Here is a 20,057-nt window from a genome sequence, read left to right as displayed (position 1 = left end):
AGTGACAGCTCATGTCCGCACCAGCGCCGTCCCCGCTGGCCATCGTCGACGCCGAGCCCCTGCCCCGGCAGGAAGAGGTCCTCACGGACGCGGCGCTCGCCTTCGTGGCGGAGCTGCACCGGCGGTTCACCCCGCGCCGTGACGAACTCCTCGCCCGCCGGGCCGAGCGCCGCGCCGAGATCGCCCGCACCTCCACGCTCGACTTCCTCCCGGAGACGGCCGCGATCCGCGCGGACGACTCCTGGAAGGTCGCCCCGGCCCCGGCCGCGCTGAACGACCGGCGCGTCGAGATCACCGGCCCCACCGACCGCAAGATGACCATCAACGCGCTCAACTCGGGCGCGAAGGTCTGGCTCGCCGACTTCGAGGACGCCTCCGCGCCCACCTGGGAGAACGTGGTCCTCGGCCAGATCAACCTGATCGACGCCTACACCCGCAGCATCGACTTCACCGACCCGAAGTCCGGCAAGTCCTACGCCCTGCGGCCGAACGACGAGCTGGCGACCGTGGTCATGCGGCCGCGCGGCTGGCACCTGAACGAGCGCCACCTGGTCGACGCCGACGGTTCGCCGGTCCCGGGCGCCTTCGTCGACTTCGGCCTGTACTTCTTCCACAACGCCCAGCGGCTGCTGGACCTCGGCAAGGGCCCGTACTTCTATCTGCCGAAGACCGAGTCGCACCTCGAGGCCCGCCTGTGGAACGACGTGTTCGTCTTCGCGCAGGACTACGTCGGCATCCCGCAGGGCACCATCCGCGCCACCGTCCTGATCGAGACGATCACGGCCGCGTACGAGATGGAGGAGATTCTCTACGAACTCCGCGACCACGCCTCCGGGTTGAACGCCGGTCGCTGGGACTACCTGTTCTCCATCGTGAAGAACTTCCGTGACGGCGGCGCCAGGTTCGTCCTCCCGGACCGCAACGCGGTCACCATGACGGCCCCGTTCATGCGGGCGTACACCGAACTCCTCGTCCGCACCTGCCACAAGCGCGGCGCGCACGCGATCGGCGGCATGGCGGCGTTCATCCCGTCCCGCCGGGACGCCGAGGTCAACAAGGTGGCCTTCGAGAAGGTCCGCGCCGACAAGGACCGCGAGGCGAACGACGGTTTCGACGGCTCCTGGGTCGCGCACCCCGATCTCGTCCCGATCGCCATGGAGTCCTTCGACCGGGTCCTCGGCGACAAGCCGAACCAGAAGGACCGGCTGCGCGAGGACGTCCACGTCGAGGCCGCCGACCTGATCGCGATCGACTCGCTGGACGCGAAGCCGACGTACAACGGCCTCGTCAACGCCGTCCAGGTCGGCATCCGGTACATCGAGGCCTGGCTGCGCGGGCTCGGCGCGGTCGCCATCTTCAACCTGATGGAGGACGCGGCCACCGCCGAGATCTCCCGCTCCCAGATCTGGCAGTGGATCAACGCGGGCGTCGAGTTCGAGAACGGCGACCAGGCCACGCCCGAGCTGGCCCGCAAGGTCGCCGCCGAGGAACTGTCCGCCATCCGGGGGGAGATCGGCGAGCAGGCCTTCGCCGCCGGCCACTGGCAGGAGGCCCACGACCTGCTGCTGAAGGTCTCCCTGGACGAGAACTACGCCGACTTCCTCACCCTGCCGGCGTACGAGCAGCTCAGGGGCTGACGCCTACGCGGGCTTGTCCGAGTGGCCCAGGGGCTTTCCCGGGGCCACTCGGTCGCGTACGGCCCGCTTCACCGCCGTGGGCTCGGGAAAGCCCTGCTCGCTCCGGTCCCAGACGACCTCGTCGTTCACCCGGACGACGAAGACGCCTCCGGTGCCGGGCTTGAGCGACAGCTCGGTCAGCTCGGCCTCGAAGGTGGTGAGCAGTTCCTGTGCCAGCCAGGCCGCGCGGGGCAGCCAGCGACACTGTGTGCAGTATTCGATCTGTACGCGCTGGGTCATCCGGGATGCACCGCCCCATCCTGTTCCGTCGTCGGCTTGCCGTGCAGGTCGGGGACCCGTTTCAGCCAGGCCGGACGGCCCGCTTGGGTCTTCTGCGCGCGGGCGGCCTCCTCGGCCGCGAGTTCCTCGCGGCTCGGGAAGTCGGTGGGCAGCCACTCGGGCGACAGCCGTACGCGCGCGAGGAGGTAGTCGACATACGCGTCCCGGACGTCGTCCGGTGTCGCGAACCCGGCGTCCTCGGCGAGCCACGCGTCCGGCACCTCGGCGACGATCCCGCGCAGCAGTTCCTCGGTCACCCTCGGGGCCAGTTCGGCGTCGGCGGCGCGCACGTCGGGGCCGTAGTGGCCGAGGGCGTGGTGGCGGAGGTCGTACTTCTTGCCCGGGGTCGTGGTGTCCCAGCGGTGGTGGAAGACGAGGGCGGCGCCGTGGTCGATGAGCCACAGGTGCGGCGGGGTGGTACCGAGCGTGGGCCAGATCATGAGGTTGGAGCTGTGGACCGTGCGGTCCACGTTGACGGTCAGCGCGTCCAGCCAGACGATCCGGCCCGCCTCCAGCGGATCCACGGGGAAGGTCTCGGCGATCTCCGGAGTGAAGTCCCGGGCGCCCGGCAGGTAGTCCATGCCGAGGTTCACGCCCGCGCTCGCGCCGTGCAGCTCCCGCACCTCCTGGTGCGGTTCGGCGGCGGCGATCGCGGGGTCGAAGTGGACGAGGAGCAGCTCGGGGAAGCGCAGGCCGAGCGCGCGGGCGAGCTCGCCGACGATCACCTCGGCGACCAGCGCCTTGTGTCCCTGCGCTGAGCCGGTGAACTTCACGACGTACGTACCGAGGTCGTCGGCCTCGACGACCCCGGGGACGGAGCCGCCGGACCGCAGGGGCGCGATGTAGCGGTCTGCGGTGACCTCCCTCAGCATCTTCCCTGGCTCCCCGGCGGTTTCGTCCCACGATCAGCCCTGACTGGCATAGTAACCGAGCGTGAACGGCCGGAGCGGGTGATCATGCGCTCCCGGATGCGGTGCGCGGGGGGCCGCTGTGCACCCCGGGGCGGTATTTGGGGATCCGGATCGTGATCTTCATCCCGGCACCGACGCCGGTCTCGATGACGAGGCCGTGCTCGTCGCCGTAGACCTGCCGCAGCCGCTCGTCCACGTTGCGCAGCCCGATGCCCGTCGAGGGGCTGTCCTCGCCGCGCAGGATGCGGCGCAGCCGGTCCGGTTCCATGCCGACTCCGTTGTCCTCGATGACGATACGGGCCGACGCGCCCTCGTCCTGGGCGGCGAGGGTGATCCGGCTGCGCTCGACGCTGCCCTCCAGCCCGTGCTTGACCGCGTTCTCCACCAGCGGCTGCAGGCACAGGAACGGAACGGCCACGGGCAGCACCTCGGGGGCGATCTGCAAGGTCACCTCCAGCCGCTGCCCGAACCGGGCCCGAACCAGCTCCAGGAACTGCTCGATCGAGCGCAGCTCCTCGGCCAGCGTGGTGAACTCACCGTGGCGGCGGAACGAGTAGCGGGTGAAGTCGGCGAACTCCAGCAGGAGTTCACGGGCCCGCTCGGGGTCGGTGCGCACGAACGAGGCGATCGCCGCGAGGGAGTTGTAGACGAAGTGCGGGGAGATCTGGGCGCGCAGCGCGCGGATCTCCGCCTCGATCAGTCCCGTGCGGGTCCGGTCGAGCTCGGCGAGTTCGAGCTGTACGGAGATCCAGCGGGCCACCTCCTCGGTGGCCCGGACCGCGGAGGCCGACTCGGTGGCGCCGAGCACGACGAGCGCGCCGAGCACGCGCCGGTCGACGGTGAGCGGTGCGGCGGCGCCCCAGCGCACCGGGCAGTGCGGGTCGGGGCAGCCGACGGCGAAGGTCTGGGTGCGGCCGGTGGCCAGCACCTGGCGGACCCGGTCCAGGGCCCGGTCCTCGTGGTGCCGGCCCGGCCCGTCCCAGGCCAGCAGCCGGTCCTCACCGGTGAGGCCGAGCGCGGCCGTGCCGAAGAGCGGACGGAGCCGGCGTACCGCCTTGCGGGCCGCGTCCTCGGTCAGCCCGGCACGCAGCGGCGGCGCGGCGACGGAGGCGGTGTGCAGCGTGTGGAATGTGGCGCGTTCCACGGAGGTGCCGAGATCCGTTCGGTCCTGGGCGGACCGGCGCGCAAGGATCCGTCCCGCGGCGAGGCCCACGGCGAACAGCAGGACGCCGACGGCGACGAGGGCGAGCCCGCTCATGCGCCGGTCCGGACGGCGGCGGGCCGGGGGTGCGTCATCGGGGCGTCACTCCTCGGCGAGTGGCGGCGGTGGCGCCCAGGCCAGCGGCCGGGCGTTCGGGCAGGTGGAGGCGGGCCATGACGGCCTCCGTGCCGGCCGGGATCCGGTTCCTGGTGGCGAGGGAGACCAGGACCATGGTCAGGAAGCCGAGCGGGACGGACCAGACGGCCGGCCAGGCGAGCAGGGTGTGCGCCCAGCCGTCCGCCAGGGGTCCGGCGATGGTGAGGGCGACCGCGGTCAGGGCGCTGCCCCCGCCGGTGAGGAGCCCCGCGATCGCGCCGGGTGCGGTGAGTCCGCGCCACCAGATGCCGAGCACCAGCAGCGGGCAGAAGGACGAGGCGGCCACCGCGAAAGCGAGTCCCACGGCGTTGGCGACGGGCAGTCCGCCGACGGCCACGCTCACCACGCCGGGCACGGCGATCGCCAGGACGGTCGCCGACCGGAAGTTGCGGACGCCGAGCGGGGGCAGGACGTCCTGGCTGAGCACGCCCGCGACGGACATGGCGAGCCCGGAGGCGGTGGACAGGAAGGCGGCACAGGCACCGGCCGCGATCAGGGCGCCGAGGAGATCGCCGCCGAAGCCGCCGACGAGACGTGCGGGCAGGACGAGGACGGCTGCGTCCGTGTTGCCGGTGAGCAGCAGGTCGGGGGCGTAGATCCGGCCGAGGACGCCGTAGAGGGGCGGCAGCAGGTAGAAGCCGCCGACCAGGGCGAGGACGATCACCGTGGTGCGCCGGGCGGCGCGGCCGTCGGGGTTGGTGTAGAAGCGGACGAGCACATGGGGCAGTCCCATGGTGCCGAGGAACGTGGCGAAGATCAGCCCGTACGTCGTGTACAGCGGGTGATCGTCCGCGCCGCCCGACAGGGGTGCCGCCCAGCTGGAGGCGCCGGTGCGCCGGCCGCCGTCGGTGACGCGCTCGGGCACCGGGGTCCGCGGCGGGAACCGCAGTGTGGTTCCGGCGCGCACCTCGTGCACCCCGGGGTCCAGGACCACCCGGTCGTCGCGGTAGTCCTTGCCGTCCACGGCACCGGTGGCGACGGCCCGCAGCGGGTCCTGGATCCGGATATGCAGGGTGCTCTCGACGGTGACCCGGGTGTGCTGGCGGAAGGTCGGCGGCTCGTCCAGGGCCGCGCCGGGGCTTGGGCCGCCGTGCCAGGCGAGGGCCAGGAAGATCGCGGGCACGAGCAGCGCGGTCAGCTTCAGGCAGTACTGGAAGGCCTGGACGAAGGTGATGCTGCGCATGCCGCCGGCGGCCACGGCCAACGTGACGACGACGGCGACGAGCACGCCGCCGAGCCACCGCGGTGCGCTGGTGACCAGGCCCAAGGTCAGTCCCGCGCCCTGGAGTTGGGGAATGGTGTAGAGCCAGCCGATGCCGACGACGAGGACGCCGGCGACGCGCCGGGCGGCCCTGGACCGAAGGCGTGACTCGGCGAAGTCGGGCAGGGTGTAGGCCCCGGACCGGCGCAGCGGGGCGGCCACGAACACGAGCAGGACGAGATAGCCGGCGGCGTATCCGGCGGGGAACCACAGCATGTCGACGCCCTGGGCGGCGACGAGTCCGGCGATGCCGAGGAACGAGGCCGCCGAGAGGTATTCGCCGCTGACGGCCATGGCGTTGAGGTACGGCGGCACGGTGCGGGAGGCGACGTAGAAGTCCGACGTGGTGCGGGAGATGCGCAGTCCCGTCGAGCCGATGACCAGGGTCGCGACGACAGCCGCGGACACGGCCACGATGCCGTACGTCTGGTTCACCCGGCGGCCCCGGGGGCACGCCCGGCGCGCGACTGGACGCCGGTCACCGTCAGGTCCCTTCGACGAGGTCCGCGGCGTCCCGTTCGTTGCGTTCCGCGCGTACGACGTACCACCGGCCGATGAGTACGAGTGCGGGGTAGACGGCCACGCCGAGGACGGCCCAGACGGTCAGGGCGCGGCCCGGCCAGGTGTCGGGCAGGGCCCGGAAGGCGAGGGGCAGCAGCCCGAGCAGGGCGACGAGCGGGCCGAACGCGGCGAGGCCGAGCCGGAGTTGACGGCGCATCAACGCGTTGAGGGCGAGGGAGTCGACGGCGGGGGCCCGCTCGTACGCCCGGACCGGACGGGCGTGGGGAAGGGTCCCGCGGCCCGTGCCGGGGTCCGGCGGCGTTGCGGTGACCACTTCACGCCGAGGAGTCCCGGGTGCACTCATGCCGCGTCCTCCGACCCGCGATGATCACACTTCGGAGTCGAGTGTAGGCATCAGAAAACCACAAACCCGGGTTCCGGTCACGCCCCCGGCATGCGGGGCGGTTCGGCGAAACCGGCGAGGAGCCCGGAGCGGGAGGAGGGCGTGACATGCATCACGCCGTACTCGGCACCTGAGCATGCCGAGTAGTAGTTACGGCTCCGGTGACAATATGGGATTTGTCCGTCTTGCCGTGCACATGAGCTGCCCCGACGGCACCGGAATGCCCCCCGCCCGACGCGCTCTCCTATTCCTCTTAAACAAGCCTCTTCTGACGGTTCGCCAGCCATCAGCAAACGTCGCGGGCGCGAAGACGGCATCTTCCCGCACGCCTGACAAGACCCGCGCCGGTCTACGAGGCAAGGCAGTAGAAGGGCCCTTTGCGCTTCCTGTGAGGCCGTCCCGACAATGAGCGCTCGGCGATCACCGAGTGAGGTTCACGCATGTCCAAGCACCGCAAGACGCAGCGTTTCCGGCGAATAGTCATCGCCGCCGTCGCCATCGGAGCCGTGGGCGTGCCGTCCCTCGCCCTGGCCTGCTCCGACTGGCCGAACGGCAGGGCGGACCACACGGACCGGGCCGATGTGGCCGCGACGACCACGGCCCAGCAGCCGGTGCACCACGGCCACCGGCATCACCATCGCAACGCCCACCACCACGCCGGCACGCCGCGGGTCACCGCGTCGCCCACGCACCGGGCCACGGCGCACAAGCCCGAGAGCACCGCCGTTCCCAGCACTCGCAGCACTCCCAAGCCCACCGCCACCGCCTCCAGCGCCCCGACGCCCACCGCCACCGCGTCCGGTGTCACCGCGCGCATCCTGCAGCTCGTCAACGCCGAGCGTGCCAAGGTGGGTTGCCATCCCCTGACGCTGAACGCGGAGCTGACCAAGGCGGCGCAGGCGCACAGCGCGGACATGGCGGCGCACCGGAACATGTCGCACACCGGTTCCGACGGCTCGGCCCCGGGCGACCGCATCACGCGGGCCGGCTACGGCTGGAGCGCCTACGGCGAGAACGTCGCCTACGGCTACGCCACCGCGGACCAGGTCATGACGGGCTGGATGAACAGCCCCGGGCACCGGGCCAACATCCTCAACTGCTCGTTCAAGGAGATCGGCGTCGGTCTCGCGCAGCCGGGCAGCTACTGGACCCAGGACTTCGGCACACCCCGGTGAGCCCCGCGGCGGGTCAGCGGCCCGCCAGCGGGTTCGGCAGGGGCAGATAGCGGGCGTCCGCGCCGTCCGCGCCGGTCCAGCGCAGCAGCAGGTTGGTCTTGCCGGGCAGCGTGGGCGAGGTGAGCAGGGCGGGGATCTCGGGCAGGTCGTGCCGGGCGAGTTCGCGGCGGGCGGCGGGCCAGGGGTCCAGGCCCGGGTGGTGTTCGGCGAGGGCGGCGGCGATCTCGGTGAGGTGGTTGACGACCAGGCAGTACACCAGCCGCTCCCAGCCGGCGGCCCGGGTCACGTCCGGCAGCAGCTTGGCGCCCTCGGCGTCCCGGAACAGCGCCTGGACGGGCAGGCCGGCCGGGTCCACGGCCACGAGGGTGTTCTGCAGATGGGCCTCCAGGACGACCCCGTGGCCGTCGAACGCCGCGAGGGCGGGCGGCACGACCTGGCGCAGATACGCCTCCCACCAGGCGCCCGGGTCGGCCGCTGCGGCCAGCGGGCTGCCGTCGAAGCCCTCGGCGAGCCCGGCCGCGAGCAGCGGGGTGGCGTCCGGCAGCAGGTGGCCGCGCAGCCCGTCCCGGACGAGGACGGCCAGCTCCTCGAAGGCGAAGGCGGCCGTGCGGTAGCCGCGGTCGCTCAGCCAGGCCGCGGGCGGGCCCACGGCCGCGAAGGCACGCTGGGCGGCCGTGTCCGTGCGGCGCAGTTTGCGCAGGTCGTGGCGCCACAGTCGGCGGATGTCGTTGGTGATGCGGACATCCAGGCTGAACTTCAGGAACAGGTCGCGCCGGGGCTCGTACACCGTGCGGATCGCCGCTGTCGGCCAGGTGTCGCAGGCGGTCGTGCCGAGGCGGAGCAGGCGGCCGTCCGCGAAGGCCTCCGCCAGCTCCTGGCCCACCAGGTCCAGCTGCCAGGGGTGGGCGGGCAGCAGCCGGTAGCCGGGCGGGGCCGTGCCGAGCGCGTCCAGGGCGCGGGTGTCGCCCTCCTCGGCCACCTGGTCCTCGCGGACGCCGAGCAGCACCAGCGGGAAGCGGGCGTGCGCCTCGGGGGCGTACGGCAGCCAGGACGCGACCGGGCCGCCGCCGCGCGCCTTGGGCGCCGGGTGGTACGGGTGGCCGGTGATCAGGGACTGCTCGGAGCGGAGATAGGGGTCCGCGGGTGCGGTCGCCCGGGCGCGGGCGGTGAGCAGCGCGGCGACCGCGTCCCGGCTGTCGACCATCTCGGCGGGCAGGTCGCCGCCCGGCAGCCCCGTGTGCCGGCGCAGCTCCTCGGCGACGAGTTTGACCAGCTCGGTGTGGCCGACGGGCTGCCAGGTCCCGGCCGTGCGGACCTCGGGATCGGCGGGGCGCCGGCCGGCCCGCACGCGCAGCAGCCGCCCGCTCGGCAGCCGGTGGACCCACGGGTCACCGGGGTCCGCGAGCGGCTCGGCCACCTCGCGCAGCAGGCAGTTCAGCAGGGGCGCGGCCGCGTAGGCGTCGGCCCGGCGCCCGACGGCTCCGGTGTCGGGTGCGCCGAAGGAGGGTGAGGAGTCCACGCGATCCATTCGTTTCGTCCGATGTGCTCGCGATCAGTATGTCTGTCGTCGCCGACAATCGTCGTTCGAGCCGTGTGTACCCGAGGAGCCGACCGTGCACCGTCCCCCCACCGCAGAGGCCGAGGTCGCCGAGGAGCTGACCGCCCTGCGGCCCGCGCTGCTGCCCCGGTACACAGCGGAGTTGCCGGGCGCCCGCGCCGCGGTGCTGACCCGGCTGTGGCGGGCGCTGGCCCATGAGCCGCTGCCCTGGGTCACCGGCCGGACGCACGGCGCGCACAGCCTCGCGCTGCGCCTCGCCGACGGCCGGACGCTGTACGGGCCGCACGCGGACCCGTACGCCACGAGCGCCTACGTCACCGGGGTCCGCCTGGACCGCGAACGCCACGTCGATCCGGCCGGGCTGATGACCGCCCTCGCGGTGCCGCACGGCGCCGCCTTCGCGGCCGAACTTGCGGGCAGTGTGGCCTCGTTGGCGCTGTCGCGGGCCGACGCGGATCACCCGAAGGAGTGGCCGGTCAGGGTCCCCCCGGCCGAACGCTGGGGGAAGGTGTGGGAGTGGGAGCAGCGGGTGACGGATGGGCATCCGTTCCACCCCAACTGCCGTTCCCGGCCCGGTTTCTCGGTGGCGGACCAGCTGGCCTACGCCCCGGAGCACCGGCCGGTGGTGGAGCTGGGGACGGTGCCGGTGCCGGCGGACGGGTGCCTGGTGACCGGCGACTGGCCGGAGGAGCTGCGCGACGGCGAGCGGGTGCTGGTGCCCGTGCACCCGTGGCAGGCCGCCCATGTCCTGAAGCGGTCGTACGACCCCTGGCGGCCGGCGCAGCCGCTGCTGTCCCTGCGCACGCTCGCGCTGCCGGACGGGCCGCATGTGAAGACCGCGCTGAGCGCCCGGCTGACGTCCTCCGTGCGGGACATATCGCCGTACTCGGTGCGGGCCGCGGCGCCCCTGTCCGCCCTCGGCGAGGAGCTGGCGGCGCGCACCGACGGGCTGCTGCACATCACCCGCACACGGGCCGCGGTCTCGGCCCACTCCCCCGACCTGGCCGCCCTGCTGCGGGAGCCGCCGGAGGTGTACGCGGGCCCGGGCGAACGGGTCGTTCCGGTGGCCGCGCTCGCCCTGACCGGCCTGCCGGACTCGCCGGACTGGCTGGCCGCGTTCACCCGGCTGACGCTGACCGTGGGCCTGCGGCTGCTCGGCCTCGGCGTGGCCCTGGAGGCGCACGGCCAGAACCTGCTGGTGATCCTCGGGACCGACGGCACCCCGCTGCGGCTGGTCTACCGCGATCTCGCCGACATCCGGATCAGTCCGGCCCGCCTGTCCCGGCACGGCATCACCCCGCCCCCGCTCACCGGCCGTCTGATCACCGATGACGAGACGGCTCTGCGCCGCAAGCTGTTCGGCTCCCTGGTGGCGGGCGCCCTGGCCGGTACGGCGGGCTCGGGCCCGGCGCTGGGGGCGGCGCTGTCGGCCGCCGCGGCGGACCTGCCGGACGGCGCCGACCTGCGCGCCCTGCGCGAAGGCCCGCTGCCGGCCAAGGCGTTGACCCTGATGCGGCTGTCCCCGCGGACGCCGGGCGACCAGTGGATGTCGTTGCCGAACCCGCTCGTTTTGGAGCCCGACCCCTCTGATCAATAAGATCCGCCGATGATCACAAGACAACGGCTGGCGGCGGGCGTCTGTGCTCTGCTCGCCGCCCTGGCGGCCGGGATCGCGTTCCCCGGCGGAGCCGTCGCCGACGAGACGCAGGCGGCCGCCCCGAAGGTCGAACTCGTGCTGGACGTCAGCGGTTCGATGCGGGCGCGGGACATCGACGGCGGTTCCCGGATGGCCGCGGCCAAGCAGGCGTTCAACGAGGTGCTGGACGCGACCCCGCAGGAGGTCCAGCTGGGCATCCGCACCCTGGGCGCCAACTACCGCGGCAACGACCGCAAGGAGGGCTGCAAGGACACCGCGCAGCTCTACCCGGTCGGCCCGCTGAACCGCACCGACGCGAAGACGGCGGTCGCCACGCTGCAGCCCACCGGCTGGACGCCGATCGGGCCGGCGCTGCTGAAGGCGGCGGACGACCTGAACGGCGGCGACGGAACGCGCCGTATCGTCCTGATCAGCGACGGCGAGGACACCTGCCAGCCGCTCGACCCGTGCGAGGTCGCCCGCGAGATAGCGGCCAAGGGCATCGGTCTGACCATCGACACCCTCGGCCTGGTGCCGGACGCCAAGACCCGCGACCAGCTCAGCTGCATCGCGGACGCGACCGGCGGCACCTACACCGACGTACGGCACAAGGAGGAACTGAGCAGCCGGGTCGGGCAGTTGGTCGACCGGGCGGCCGATCCGGTGGTGACGCCGGTGGCCACCGAGGGCGCCGCGAGCTGTGAGAAGGCCCCGGCGCTGAAGTCCGGGCTGTACACCGACCGTGAGGAGTTCGGGCAGCAGCGCTGGTACAAGGTCGACGTCGCCCCCGGCAAGGAGCTGCGCGCCTCGGTGGGCGTGGCCGACGACCGTGCGGTGAACCCGGACTACGGGGTGCTGCTGCGGGCGGTGACCGTGCACGGACGGGAGATCGTGCGCGGTGAGGCCGCCGGCACGGGCCGGACGGACGTGATCTCGACGGGCCTGCGCTACCCGAAGCCGGAGAGCGACGACGACAACGCGCCCGCGGAGACGGTGTGCCTGCAGGTCACCAACTCCTTCTCGGCCTCGGCAGGGGTCAAGACCACGCCCGGTCTGCCGCTGGAGCTGACCGTCGACGTCGTGGACGGGCCCTCGGGCCACCACGACGTGGCGTCCTTCGGTCTCGGCCGGGGCTGGTGGCTGCTGGGCGCGCTGGTGCTGACCGGCTTCCTGGCGGGTCTGCTGTGGGGTTGGCTGTCGCGCTGGCGGGTCGCGGTCTGGAGGACGAACTGATGCGGATCACACGTGTACTGGGCGCCGCGCTGCTGGCGCTCGGGATCGCGGCCGGACCGGCCGCGGCCGACTCCTCCCCGTCGCCGAGCGCCTCCGCCGACGGCGCGGCGCCCACCCGGGCGGGCACGTCCTTCCGTACGGCGACGGAGCTCCAGCAGGGGCAGCAGGCCACCGCGTCCGCCTCCACCGGTGACTATCTGTACTGGTCGTTCCCGGCGGACACCGGGCAGCGGCCCACCGTCAAGGCGACGGTGAAGCTTCCCGCCACGCACGGGGCGCAGACCTGGCAGCTCGACGTGTACGACGGACTGCGGCGCCGCCAGGCCTGCCAGTACGGCGCGGCGACCCGCACGGCCGAGCAGGGCACGTCCTCCGCCGAGCTGGCGTGTGTGCTGCGGACCGTGCGCGGCTGGTCGGAGCCGTGGGCGAACGACCCGCTGCCCGGCACGTACTACGTCCGGCTGACGGTGGTGGACCTCGGCCCCGCCGACCTCGGCAAGCCGGTCGGCGCCGAAGTCCGCGTCGACTCCAAGGACATCGGCGGCGCGGCGGCGGTGGACGGCTCGCTGGCCAAGCCGCTGGTTCCCGGGATCGCCGTCACGTCCGAGGCGAGCGGGGACGGCTCGAAGAAGGCGGTGCTGTCCAGCTTCGGCAGGGGCGACGGCTGGTCGTCGGGCTGGTGGTCCGACCGGTGGGTGTGGACCGCGATCGGGGGCGTGCTGGCGGCGCTCGCCGGGATCGGGGGGTATGCGCTGACGCGGGGGTCGGGACGGCCCTCACGGGTGCCGCCGAACGTGTGAGCCGACGGGGTCGGCCCGCCTGCCGACGGGGTCGAAGGCCCGCCGGCCGGCGGGCCTTCCCTTTTTCGTTCCTACGTCTCCTTCAGCACCTTGGCGAGCGTGCTGTCCCCCGTCACCGTCACCCGTCCCTCCCGTACCGCCTCCGGCAGCCCCAACTCGCCCCGGGCAACCGCCTCACAGGTCGCCGCGTCCATCGTCAGTCGGGCGTCGGGCTCGTCGGGGGCCGGGCCGTCGCCGTACACCGGGCCCTCCTGCGCGCCGATCCGCAGGTGGAAGTCCCCCTCCTCCAACCGGACTTCGACCAGGCCCTCCCCCTCCAGCGCCCGAAGCAGCGGCAGCGCGAACCAGTGGGCCCGGACGGCGTCGGTGGGCCGCCGCTCTCCCAGCTCTGCCTCGCCCCATGTGCCGAGCGCCTGGAGCACCGGGAGCAACTGCCGTCCCCGGTCCGTGAGTTCGTACACGTAGGCCGCGCCCGGCGGGGGCAGCCGGCGGCGGGTGGTGAGGCCGTCGCGTTCCATGTCCTTCAGCCGGGAGGCGAGTACGTCCGTGCTCACGCCGGGCAGGTCCGCGTGCAGGTCCGTGTAGCGGCGGGGGCCGGCCAGCAGCTCCCGGACGATCAGCAGGGTCCAGCGGTCGCCGACGAGGTCGAGGGCGCGGGCTGCGGAGCAGTACTGGTCGTAGCTTCGGCGAGGTGGCATGCGACGCAGTCTAGACAAGATGTTGGACTTTCCAAGCGTCTACTTGGTAAAACCAAGCAACACCAGTTTCCGGAGGGGCGCATGGAGTTCCGGCAGTCGAACAAGCTCAGCGAGGTCTGTTACGAGATCCGCGGCCCGGTGATCGAACACGCCAACGCGCTGGAGGAGGCGGGGCACAGCGTGCTGCGCCTGAACACCGGCAACCCCGCGGCCTTCGGTTTCGAGCCGCCGGAGGAGATCCTCCAGGACATGATCCGGATGCTGCCGCGGGCGCACGGCTACACCGACTCCCGCGGCATCCTCTCCGCCCGCCGGGCGGTCGCCCAGCGCTACCAGACCCTCGGCCTCGAAGTCGGCGTGGACGACGTCTTCCTGGGCAACGGCGTCTCGGAGCTGGTCTCCATGGCCGTGACGGCCCTGGTGGAGGACGGCGACGAAATCCTGATCCCCGCACCGGACTTCCCGCTCTGGACGGCCGCGACCACCCTGGCCGGCGGCAAGGCGGTCCACTACCTCTGCGACGAGCAGGCCGACTGGAACCCGGACCTGGCCGACATGGCCTCGAAGATCACGGACCGGACCAAGGCGGTCGTGATCATCAATCCGAACAACCCGACCGGCGCGGTGTACCCGAAGGAGGTCGTCGAGGGCATCCTGGACCTCGCCCGCCGGCACGGCCTGATGGTGTTCGCCGACGAGATCTACGACCAGATCCTGTACGACGACGCCGTCCACCACTCGGCCGCCGCCCTCGCCCCCGACCTGGTCGTCCTCACCTTCTGCGGCCTGTCGAAGACGTACCGGGTGGCGGGCTTCCGCTCCGGCTGGCTGGTGGTGACCGGTCCCAAGCAGCACGCGAAGGACTATCTGGAGGGCCTGACCATGCTGGCCTCCATGCGCCTGTGCGCCAACGCCCCCGCCCAGTACGCCATCCAGGCCGCGCTCGGCGGCCGCCAGTCCATCCGCGAACTCACCCGGCCCGGCGGCCGGTTGTACGAGCAGCGCGACGTGGCCTGGGAGAAGCTCAACGAGATCCCCGGCGTGTCCTGCGTGAAACCCAAGGGCGCGCTGTACGCGTTCCCGCGCATCGACCCGAAGGTGCACCGCATCCACGACGACGAGAAGTTCGTCCTCGACCTGCTGCTGCGCGAGAAGATCCAGGTCGTCCAGGGCACCGGCTTCAACTGGCCCTCCCCCGACCACTTCCGCATCCTGACCCTGCCGCACGCGGAGGACCTGGAGGCGGCGATCGGCCGGATCGGGCGGTTCCTCGGCGGGTACCGGCAGTAGCCGCCGGGGCCCCGGCAGCGGACCGGCTTCGTCACGTACGCCGCCCGTCGCCGAGGACGACGGCGAGGGTCGCCGTACCCGCGCTGCCGACCAGGGCCCGGCGGTCACCGGACAGGGTGGGCGGGGTCAGGGTGAGGATGCGGATGCGGCGTGGGGCCTCGCCGAACAGGCTGTGGCGGTCGGCCTTCACCGCCGCCTCCTTCAACGCCCAGGCCGCCGTGAGGAGTTCGGGGCGCCCGTCGGTGAGCTGCCGCTCCTCGGGCGCGAGGACGTGGGCGGCGGCGCGGCGTACGGCGGGGGCGGAGGCCGTCTCGCACAGGTCCACTCCGATCGCGCCGGGCGCGACGGCCGCCGCGACGTGGTGGGTCGTGTGGCTGAGGGAGACGTGGAGGCCGGGGACCGAGACGCGGGGGCTGCCGTCCTCGCGGGGGAGGATCTCCACCTCGGTGACCTGCAGGCCGGTCAGGGCGGCCACCAGGGTCTTGGCCAGGAAGCGGCCGGCGCCCCACTCGGCCTGCCGCCACGGTGGCAGGCCGTGGAAGACATGCCGTTCGGCGGGGGTGAGCAGCCGCAGCGGTGACCAGGAGGCCTTCCGGTCGAGGGCATCGCGCCGGGCCACCAGGAACGTCGCCCCGCTCCAGCGGTGGACCCGGCCCGGCATGATCCCGGGGAACGCGGTGTACGGCATGACGGGCTCCTCTCCTCACGCCGCGGGGGCGATGTCCGCGCCGCCGACAGCGCGCAGCTGCCGTTCCAGGGCCGCGACCGTGTACCGGATCTGCTCCGGCGTGTGCTCGCAGGTGAGGAAGAACCGCAGCCGGGCCAGTTCCTCGGGGACCGCCGGATGCAGGATCGGGTTGACACTGACGCCCTGCTCGAAGAGCGCCCGGGCCAGCCGCAGCGTCTTCGCCGAGTCCCCCACGACGCAGGGCACGATCGGCGTGCCCTCGCTGCTCCCCGTGTCGACGCCCGCCCGGCGGGCCAGGCGCACGAACAGCGCCGCGTTCTCCCCGAGCCGGGCAAGCCGCTCCGGCTCGGCCCGCATCAGCCGCAGCGCGGCCAGCGAGGCGGCCGCGTCGGCGGGGGTCATGCCCGCGCTGTAGACGAAGCCCGGCGCCGTGTAGCGGAGGTAGTCGACGACGGCACGGTCCGCCGCGACATAACCACCGCACCCGGCCAGCGACTTGGACAGGGTGCCCATCCACAGGTCGACGTCCGCGCGCTCGACGCCGAAGTGCTCGCCGACGCCGCGCCCGCCCGCGCCGAGTACGCCGATGCTGTGCGCCTCGTCGACCATCAGCAGCGCCCCGTGCCGACGCTTGACCGCGACCAGGGCGGGCAGGTCGGCGATGTCGCCGTCCATGCTGTACACGCCCTCGGCCACGACCAGCACCCTTCGGTACTGGTGGCGGATCCTGGTGAGGAGTGTGTCCAGGGCGGTCGCGTCGTTGTGCGGGAAGGGCCGCCGGGTCGCGCCCGAGAGCTTGCAGCCCTGCAGGATGCTGTCGTGGGCGAGCGCGTCGTGGACGATCAGGTCGCCCGGCCCGACGAGGTGTCCGATCACGGTGACGTTGGTGGCGTGACCGCTGGTCATGGTGATCGCGTCCTCGCTCCCCAGGGTGCGGGCGAGTTCGCTCTCCAGGTCCTGGTGGAGCGGACGGGTGCCGGACAGCAGCCGGCTCGCGGAGGCCGACGTGCCGTACCGGTCCACGGCCTTCTTGACGGCCTCGTGCACCGTGGGATGCGCGGCCAGGCCCAGGTAGTTGTAGCCGGAGAAGGAGATCAGTTCCCGGCCGCCGACGACCGTGCGGTCCGTCATGCCGGCCTCGTGGATCAGGAGGTACGGGTTCGGCAGCCGGAGTCGGCCGAGGGTCCTCATGCGCTCCTGGTGGGTGGTGACCTCGGGGAAGCACTCGATGCGGGTCGCGTCCGGCGAGGGCAGGGGTTCGGCCGTTCCGGCGCTGTCCGTGATCATCGCCGTGACGCCGGCGACGGTCGGCCGGGCGCACCGCTCGTCGATCCTCAGCGCGGGCCAGCGGCCCTTGAGCGAGGTGAACAGGTCGGTCAGCATCAGCGAGTCGAAGCCCAGGTCCTCGACCAGGAGTTGATCGGACCGCAGATGGTCCACCGGGAAGGCGCTGATGCGGGCTATCTGCCCGAGTACGGCATTCTCGATCCCGGTATCCGGCCCGGTGCCCGGTGGGGAGGACCCGTCGGCGGAGCCGGGCGTGGCCCGGGGCGGCGCCGTGGGTACCGCGGGCAGCGTTTCGCTGAGCCGGCTGAGGACGGCCACCTGCTGCCGCATGAGGTCGAGCAGTTCGCGCATCGGAAACTCCTTGGTCAAGTCGTGGATCGGGGCGGTCGGGTTGGTCGGCTCAGTCGGGTCGGTCGGGGTCGGGAGCGCCCGGAGCCTGCTCCCGGGATCGGGACGGCGCAGCCAGTACGACCGCGTGTCCAGCCGCGCCACCGGCAGGTCCAGCAGCCGGCGGTCCTCCTCCCGCACCGCCGGCCGGGGGTCCACCGGTACGCCGAGGACCGCGAGGCGGGCCAGGGCGCGCAGGAACGTACGCCCCTCGTCCGGCGCCGTACCGTCCACGGCGACGGCGTGGACGTCGGCACGGCCGGCGAGGTTGCGCCGGACGGAGGTGAGGAGGCAACCGCCGCCCGACACCTGGAGGAAGACACGGGCGCCCGCGTCGTAGGCGCTGCGCACGGCATCGCCGAAGCGGACCGGCGCGGACGCGTGGCGGGACCACAGCTCGCGCAGCGGCTCGGGCTCGCCGCATACCGTGCCGCTCACGGACGACACGAACGGCAGCCGGGGAGCGGCGAGGGGACGCCGGCCGAGGTCCGTGCGCATCGCGTCGTCGGCCGAGGCCATGCGCGGCGAGTGGAAGGCGTTCGACACCTCCAGCGCGGTCGCGGCGATGCCGGCCTCCGCGCAGGCCCGCCGTATCGCGTCGAGCCCCTCCAGAGCGCCGCTCAGCACGACCTGCCGCGGCTGGTTGAAGCTCGCGAGCCACACGCCGTCGACGCCCCGGACAAGCCGCCGGCAGGTGTCCTCGTCGGCCTGCACCGCCAGCATCCCGCCACGCGGCTCGGCCTCGGCCGCCCGCAGCAGGGCACCCCGGTGGGCGAGCAGTCGTACGGTCTCCTTGCCGGTGAGGACGCCGGCCGCCGCGGCCGCCGCGAACTCCCCCACGCTGTGGCCGAGTACGAGGTCCGGAGCGACACCGCACGCGGCCAGCAGCCGGGTCGCGGCGATCTGCACGGTGCCGAGCAGCGGCTGGCACACCTCCGTGGCGGCGAGCCGCCGCCTCGCCTCCGCCTCGTCCTCGTCGGCCCCGCCGGCTTTAGCGCCGTAGAGCAGACCGGCCACGTCGACACCGGCCGCGGCGCCGAGCGCGCCGACGGTCCGGCGGAAGCCGGGGAACCGCTCGTGCAGGTCCCGCAGCATGCCCGGCCGCTGACTGCCCTGGCCGGGGAAGAGGAGGGCAACGCGGCGCTCGCCGGCCGGCCGGGGGGCCTCGGCCGCGAAGGCACCGTCGCCGAGGTCGCCCCAGGCCCCGTCGGCCAGCCGGCGGCGGGCCCGGCGCAGCCGCTCGGTGAACTCGGCCGGGTCGGCGGCCACGATCGCCAGCCTGCTGCGCAGCGGCGCTCGCCCGCCGAGGGTGTGGGCCAGCGCCGCCATCGACGGGGTGGGGGCGTGCTCCAGGGCCTGGAGCAGTTCGTCGATGTGCTCCCGCAACCGCTCCGGTCCGCCCGCCGAGATCAGGGCGAGCTGGGGCTCGGGCTCGGGCCTGGTCGGCTGCGGGCGCCGCCCGGGGGCGGGTGCGGGTGCCTCCTGGAGGACCACGTGGACGTTCGTACCGCCGAAGCCGAACGAGCTGACGGCCGCGCAGCGCGGGGTGTCGCCGTCCGGCCACGGCCGGGCGGTGGCGGCGATGCGCAGGCCGGCGGCGTCCAGACCGAGCCCCGGGTGGGGGTCGGTGTCCGGTTGCGGCACGACCGTGCGGTGGTGCACGACGAGGGCCGTCCTGATCAGGCCGGCGATGCCCGCCGCGGACAGCGCGTGCCCGATGAGGGCCTTGCCCGAGGAGAGGTAGCACGGACGGTTCCCGTCCGGCTGCCCGTCCGGGTGCCCGGTCCGCAGCCGGCGCAGCGCCTCCACCTCAACGCGGTCGCCCACCGAGGTGCCCGTGCCATGGGCCTCGATGAAGCCGACGGCCGACGGCGGCACGCCCGCGTCGGCGTAGGCGCGGCGCATGGCCCGCAGCTGTCCCTCGGGGGTCGGGCACAGCGGACCGGGGGCCGTGCCGTCGTTGGCCGAGCCGATGCCCTTGATGACGGCGTAGACACGGTCACCGTGGGCGAGCGCGTCCCGCAGCGGCCGTACGACGACCGCGCCGGCGCCCTCGCCGAGGACGAAGCCGTCGGCCCGCTGGTCGAAGGGCCGGCACACGCCGTCGGCCGACAGGGCGCCGAGCCGGGCGAAGCCGACGAGGCTGTCCGGGGTGAGGCTGAGGTAGACACCGCCGACCACGGCCGTACCGCAGGTGCCCTGGCGCAGGTGGTGCACCGCCTGGTCGAGGGCGACCAGGGAGCTGGAGCAGGCCGCGTCGACGGCCAGGCTGGGGCCGCCGAGGCCGAAGTGCCGGCTGACGGTCGCGGGTGCCATGTTGAGCAGGCTCCCCGGCAGGGTGAACGCCTCGACGGGGCCGAGGTGTTCGAGGGCCCGGCCTTTGAGCGCCCGCAGCAGCCCGGGGTCGGCGGGGGCGCCGAGGGACCCGTCCGCCAGGCAGAGGGCTCTCAGGCGGGCCGTCATCCGTTCCTTGTAGTCGGACACGGACAGACCGAAGAACACGCCGGTGGTCTCCCGGTCGAAGCCGCCCCGGCCCAGTCCGGCGTCGTCCAGGGCCTCGCGGGTGACGTCGAGCATCAGCCGGTGCTGCGGGTCCATGGCCTCGACGCGGCGGGGCGGGAGGCTGTAGTGCGCGGCGTCGAAGCGGTCCACCGCGTCCAGGAAGGCGACCTGGTCGGTGTAGGCGGCGTCGGGCGCGCCGCGGTCGCCGGGTTCGTGGAACGTGGCGTGGTTCCAGCGGTCCTCGGGGACCGGGGCGAACTGCCTCTCCGCGCCGAGGAGAAGCTTCCAGTAGGCCTGGCTGTCGCGGGCGCCGGGGAAGCGGCAGCCGATGCCGACGATGGCGATGTCGTTCATGGGGGGACCTGGTTCGTTCGAGTGGGGCGCAGTGGGGCGCGGTGGGGGGAAGGAGATGAGG

General features: G+C 73.3%; 15 protein-coding genes. 6 read left to right on the top strand and 9 right to left on the bottom strand.

Annotated elements, in window-relative coordinates:
* The first annotated feature begins 11 nt into the window (after window positions 1-11).
* Window positions 12-1,637: a malate synthase A gene (gene aceB / locus ACWC0C_RS36535; RefSeq protein ID WP_450868577.1), complete on the top strand. Its 1,626-nt coding sequence runs from the start codon at window positions 12-14 to the stop codon at window positions 1,635-1,637.
* Window positions 1,638-1,640: 3 nt separating this feature from the next.
* Here the strand turns inward: aceB and ACWC0C_RS36530 are convergent, their stop codons facing one another.
* From ACWC0C_RS36530 to ACWC0C_RS36510, 5 genes are all read right to left on the bottom strand, one after another.
* Window positions 1,641-1,916 carry a SelT/SelW/SelH family protein gene (locus ACWC0C_RS36530; protein WP_449200512.1) on the bottom strand — a complete coding sequence of 92 codons (276 nt, stop codon included), beginning with the start codon at window positions 1,914-1,916 and terminating at the stop codon, window positions 1,641-1,643.
* Window positions 1,913-2,827: a HipA family kinase gene (locus ACWC0C_RS36525; RefSeq protein ID WP_450868575.1), complete on the bottom strand. Its 915-nt coding sequence runs from the start codon at window positions 2,825-2,827 to the stop codon at window positions 1,913-1,915. Before ACWC0C_RS36525 ends, ACWC0C_RS36530 begins: the two co-directional genes overlap by 4 nt.
* 82 nt (window positions 2,828-2,909) lie before the next feature.
* Window positions 2,910-4,124: a sensor histidine kinase gene (locus tag ACWC0C_RS36520; protein WP_450868573.1), complete on the bottom strand. Its 1,215-nt coding sequence runs from the start codon at window positions 4,122-4,124 to the stop codon at window positions 2,910-2,912.
* A 34-nt stretch (window positions 4,125-4,158) separates the two neighbouring features.
* Window positions 4,159-5,919: a sodium/solute symporter gene (locus ACWC0C_RS36515; protein ID WP_450868571.1), complete on the bottom strand. Its 1,761-nt coding sequence runs from the start codon at window positions 5,917-5,919 to the stop codon at window positions 4,159-4,161.
* Window positions 5,920-5,968: 49 nt separating this feature from the next.
* Window positions 5,969-6,349, bottom strand: coding sequence for a hypothetical protein (locus ACWC0C_RS36510; protein WP_449200507.1), 381 nt, complete (start codon window positions 6,347-6,349; stop codon window positions 5,969-5,971).
* A gap of 479 nt (window positions 6,350-6,828) precedes the next feature.
* On the opposite strand from ACWC0C_RS36510, the gene ACWC0C_RS36505 reads away from it, so the two are divergent.
* A complete protein-coding gene (locus ACWC0C_RS36505) occupies window positions 6,829-7,563 on the top strand; it encodes a CAP domain-containing protein (protein ID WP_450868570.1) in 735 nt (244 codons plus the stop codon).
* Between the two features lie 13 nt (window positions 7,564-7,576).
* Here the strand turns inward: ACWC0C_RS36505 and ACWC0C_RS36500 are convergent, their stop codons facing one another.
* Entirely contained in the window at window positions 7,577-9,091 is a 1,515-nt protein-coding gene (locus tag ACWC0C_RS36500; RefSeq protein ID WP_450868568.1) for an IucA/IucC family protein, read from the bottom strand.
* A gap of 85 nt (window positions 9,092-9,176) precedes the next feature.
* Here ACWC0C_RS36500 and ACWC0C_RS36495 point away from each other — a divergent pair, with 85 nt between their 5' ends.
* From ACWC0C_RS36495 to ACWC0C_RS36485, 3 genes are read left to right on the top strand one after another with little or no spacing between them, the layout of a single operon-like run.
* On the top strand, window positions 9,177-10,718 hold the full coding sequence (locus tag ACWC0C_RS36495; RefSeq protein ID WP_450868566.1) for an IucA/IucC family protein: 1,542 nt from the start codon (window positions 9,177-9,179) through the stop codon (window positions 10,716-10,718).
* A 9-nt stretch (window positions 10,719-10,727) separates the two neighbouring features.
* Window positions 10,728-11,990 carry a VWA domain-containing protein gene (locus ACWC0C_RS36490; RefSeq protein ID WP_449200503.1) on the top strand — a complete coding sequence of 421 codons (1,263 nt, stop codon included), beginning with the start codon at window positions 10,728-10,730 and terminating at the stop codon, window positions 11,988-11,990.
* Entirely contained in the window at window positions 11,990-12,790 is an 801-nt protein-coding gene (locus ACWC0C_RS36485) for a hypothetical protein (protein WP_450868564.1), read from the top strand. Before ACWC0C_RS36490 ends, ACWC0C_RS36485 begins: the two co-directional genes overlap by 1 nt.
* A gap of 71 nt (window positions 12,791-12,861) precedes the next feature.
* Here the strand turns inward: ACWC0C_RS36485 and ACWC0C_RS36480 are convergent, their stop codons facing one another.
* The gene (locus ACWC0C_RS36480; protein WP_450868562.1) at window positions 12,862-13,488 is read right to left on the bottom strand and encodes a winged helix-turn-helix transcriptional regulator; all 627 of its coding nucleotides are present in this window, start codon (window positions 13,486-13,488) and stop codon (window positions 12,862-12,864) included.
* Between the two features lie 81 nt (window positions 13,489-13,569).
* On the opposite strand from ACWC0C_RS36480, the gene ACWC0C_RS36475 reads away from it, so the two are divergent.
* Window positions 13,570-14,778, top strand: a complete 1,209-nt coding sequence (locus ACWC0C_RS36475; RefSeq protein ID WP_450868560.1) for a pyridoxal phosphate-dependent aminotransferase — start codon at window positions 13,570-13,572, stop codon at window positions 14,776-14,778.
* A gap of 31 nt (window positions 14,779-14,809) precedes the next feature.
* Here the strand turns inward: ACWC0C_RS36475 and ACWC0C_RS36470 are convergent, their stop codons facing one another.
* Together ACWC0C_RS36470 and ACWC0C_RS36465 are read right to left on the bottom strand one after the other, a co-directional pair.
* Window positions 14,810-15,466 (bottom strand): 4'-phosphopantetheinyl transferase family protein, encoded by a 657-nt coding sequence (locus ACWC0C_RS36470; RefSeq protein ID WP_449200499.1) that lies wholly within the window; start codon window positions 15,464-15,466, stop codon window positions 14,810-14,812.
* Between the two features lie 15 nt (window positions 15,467-15,481).
* Window positions 15,482-19,996, bottom strand: coding sequence for a type I polyketide synthase (locus ACWC0C_RS36465; protein WP_450868558.1), 4,515 nt, complete (start codon window positions 19,994-19,996; stop codon window positions 15,482-15,484).
* Between the last annotated feature and the right edge of the window lie 61 nt (window positions 19,997-20,057).

This window comes from Streptomyces sp. NPDC001709 (genome assembly GCF_053596375.1).
Note: the sequence above shows the minus strand (reverse complement) of the source record. Positions and strands in the feature narration are given on the sequence as shown.

What these genes read in the sequence shown, in the direction of transcription:
- ACWC0C_RS36520 (WP_450868573.1), bottom strand. Translation starts at nt 4,124, where the DNA reads ATGAGCGGGCTCGCCCTCGTCGCCGTCGGCGTCCTGCTGTTCGCCGTG.
- ACWC0C_RS36465 (WP_450868558.1), bottom strand. Translation starts at nt 19,996, where the DNA reads ATGAACGACATCGCCATCGTCGGCATCGGCTGCCGCTTCCCCGGCGCC.
- ACWC0C_RS36505 (WP_450868570.1), top strand. Translation starts at nt 6,829, where the DNA reads ATGTCCAAGCACCGCAAGACGCAGCGTTTCCGGCGAATAGTCATCGCC.
- ACWC0C_RS36500 (WP_450868568.1), bottom strand. Translation starts at nt 9,091, where the DNA reads ATGGATCGCGTGGACTCCTCACCCTCCTTCGGCGCACCCGACACCGGA.
- ACWC0C_RS36485 (WP_450868564.1), top strand. Translation starts at nt 11,990, where the DNA reads ATGCGGATCACACGTGTACTGGGCGCCGCGCTGCTGGCGCTCGGGATC.
- ACWC0C_RS36490 (WP_449200503.1), top strand. Translation starts at nt 10,728, where the DNA reads ATGATCACAAGACAACGGCTGGCGGCGGGCGTCTGTGCTCTGCTCGCC.
- ACWC0C_RS36530 (WP_449200512.1), bottom strand. Translation starts at nt 1,916, where the DNA reads ATGACCCAGCGCGTACAGATCGAATACTGCACACAGTGTCGCTGGCTG.
- ACWC0C_RS36510 (WP_449200507.1), bottom strand. Translation starts at nt 6,349, where the DNA reads ATGAGTGCACCCGGGACTCCTCGGCGTGAAGTGGTCACCGCAACGCCG.
- ACWC0C_RS36475 (WP_450868560.1), top strand. Translation starts at nt 13,570, where the DNA reads ATGGAGTTCCGGCAGTCGAACAAGCTCAGCGAGGTCTGTTACGAGATC.
- ACWC0C_RS36525 (WP_450868575.1), bottom strand. Translation starts at nt 2,827, where the DNA reads ATGCTGAGGGAGGTCACCGCAGACCGCTACATCGCGCCCCTGCGGTCC.
- ACWC0C_RS36480 (WP_450868562.1), bottom strand. Translation starts at nt 13,488, where the DNA reads ATGCCACCTCGCCGAAGCTACGACCAGTACTGCTCCGCAGCCCGCGCC.
- ACWC0C_RS36470 (WP_449200499.1), bottom strand. Translation starts at nt 15,466, where the DNA reads ATGCCGTACACCGCGTTCCCCGGGATCATGCCGGGCCGGGTCCACCGC.
- aceB (WP_450868577.1), top strand. Translation starts at nt 12, where the DNA reads ATGTCCGCACCAGCGCCGTCCCCGCTGGCCATCGTCGACGCCGAGCCC.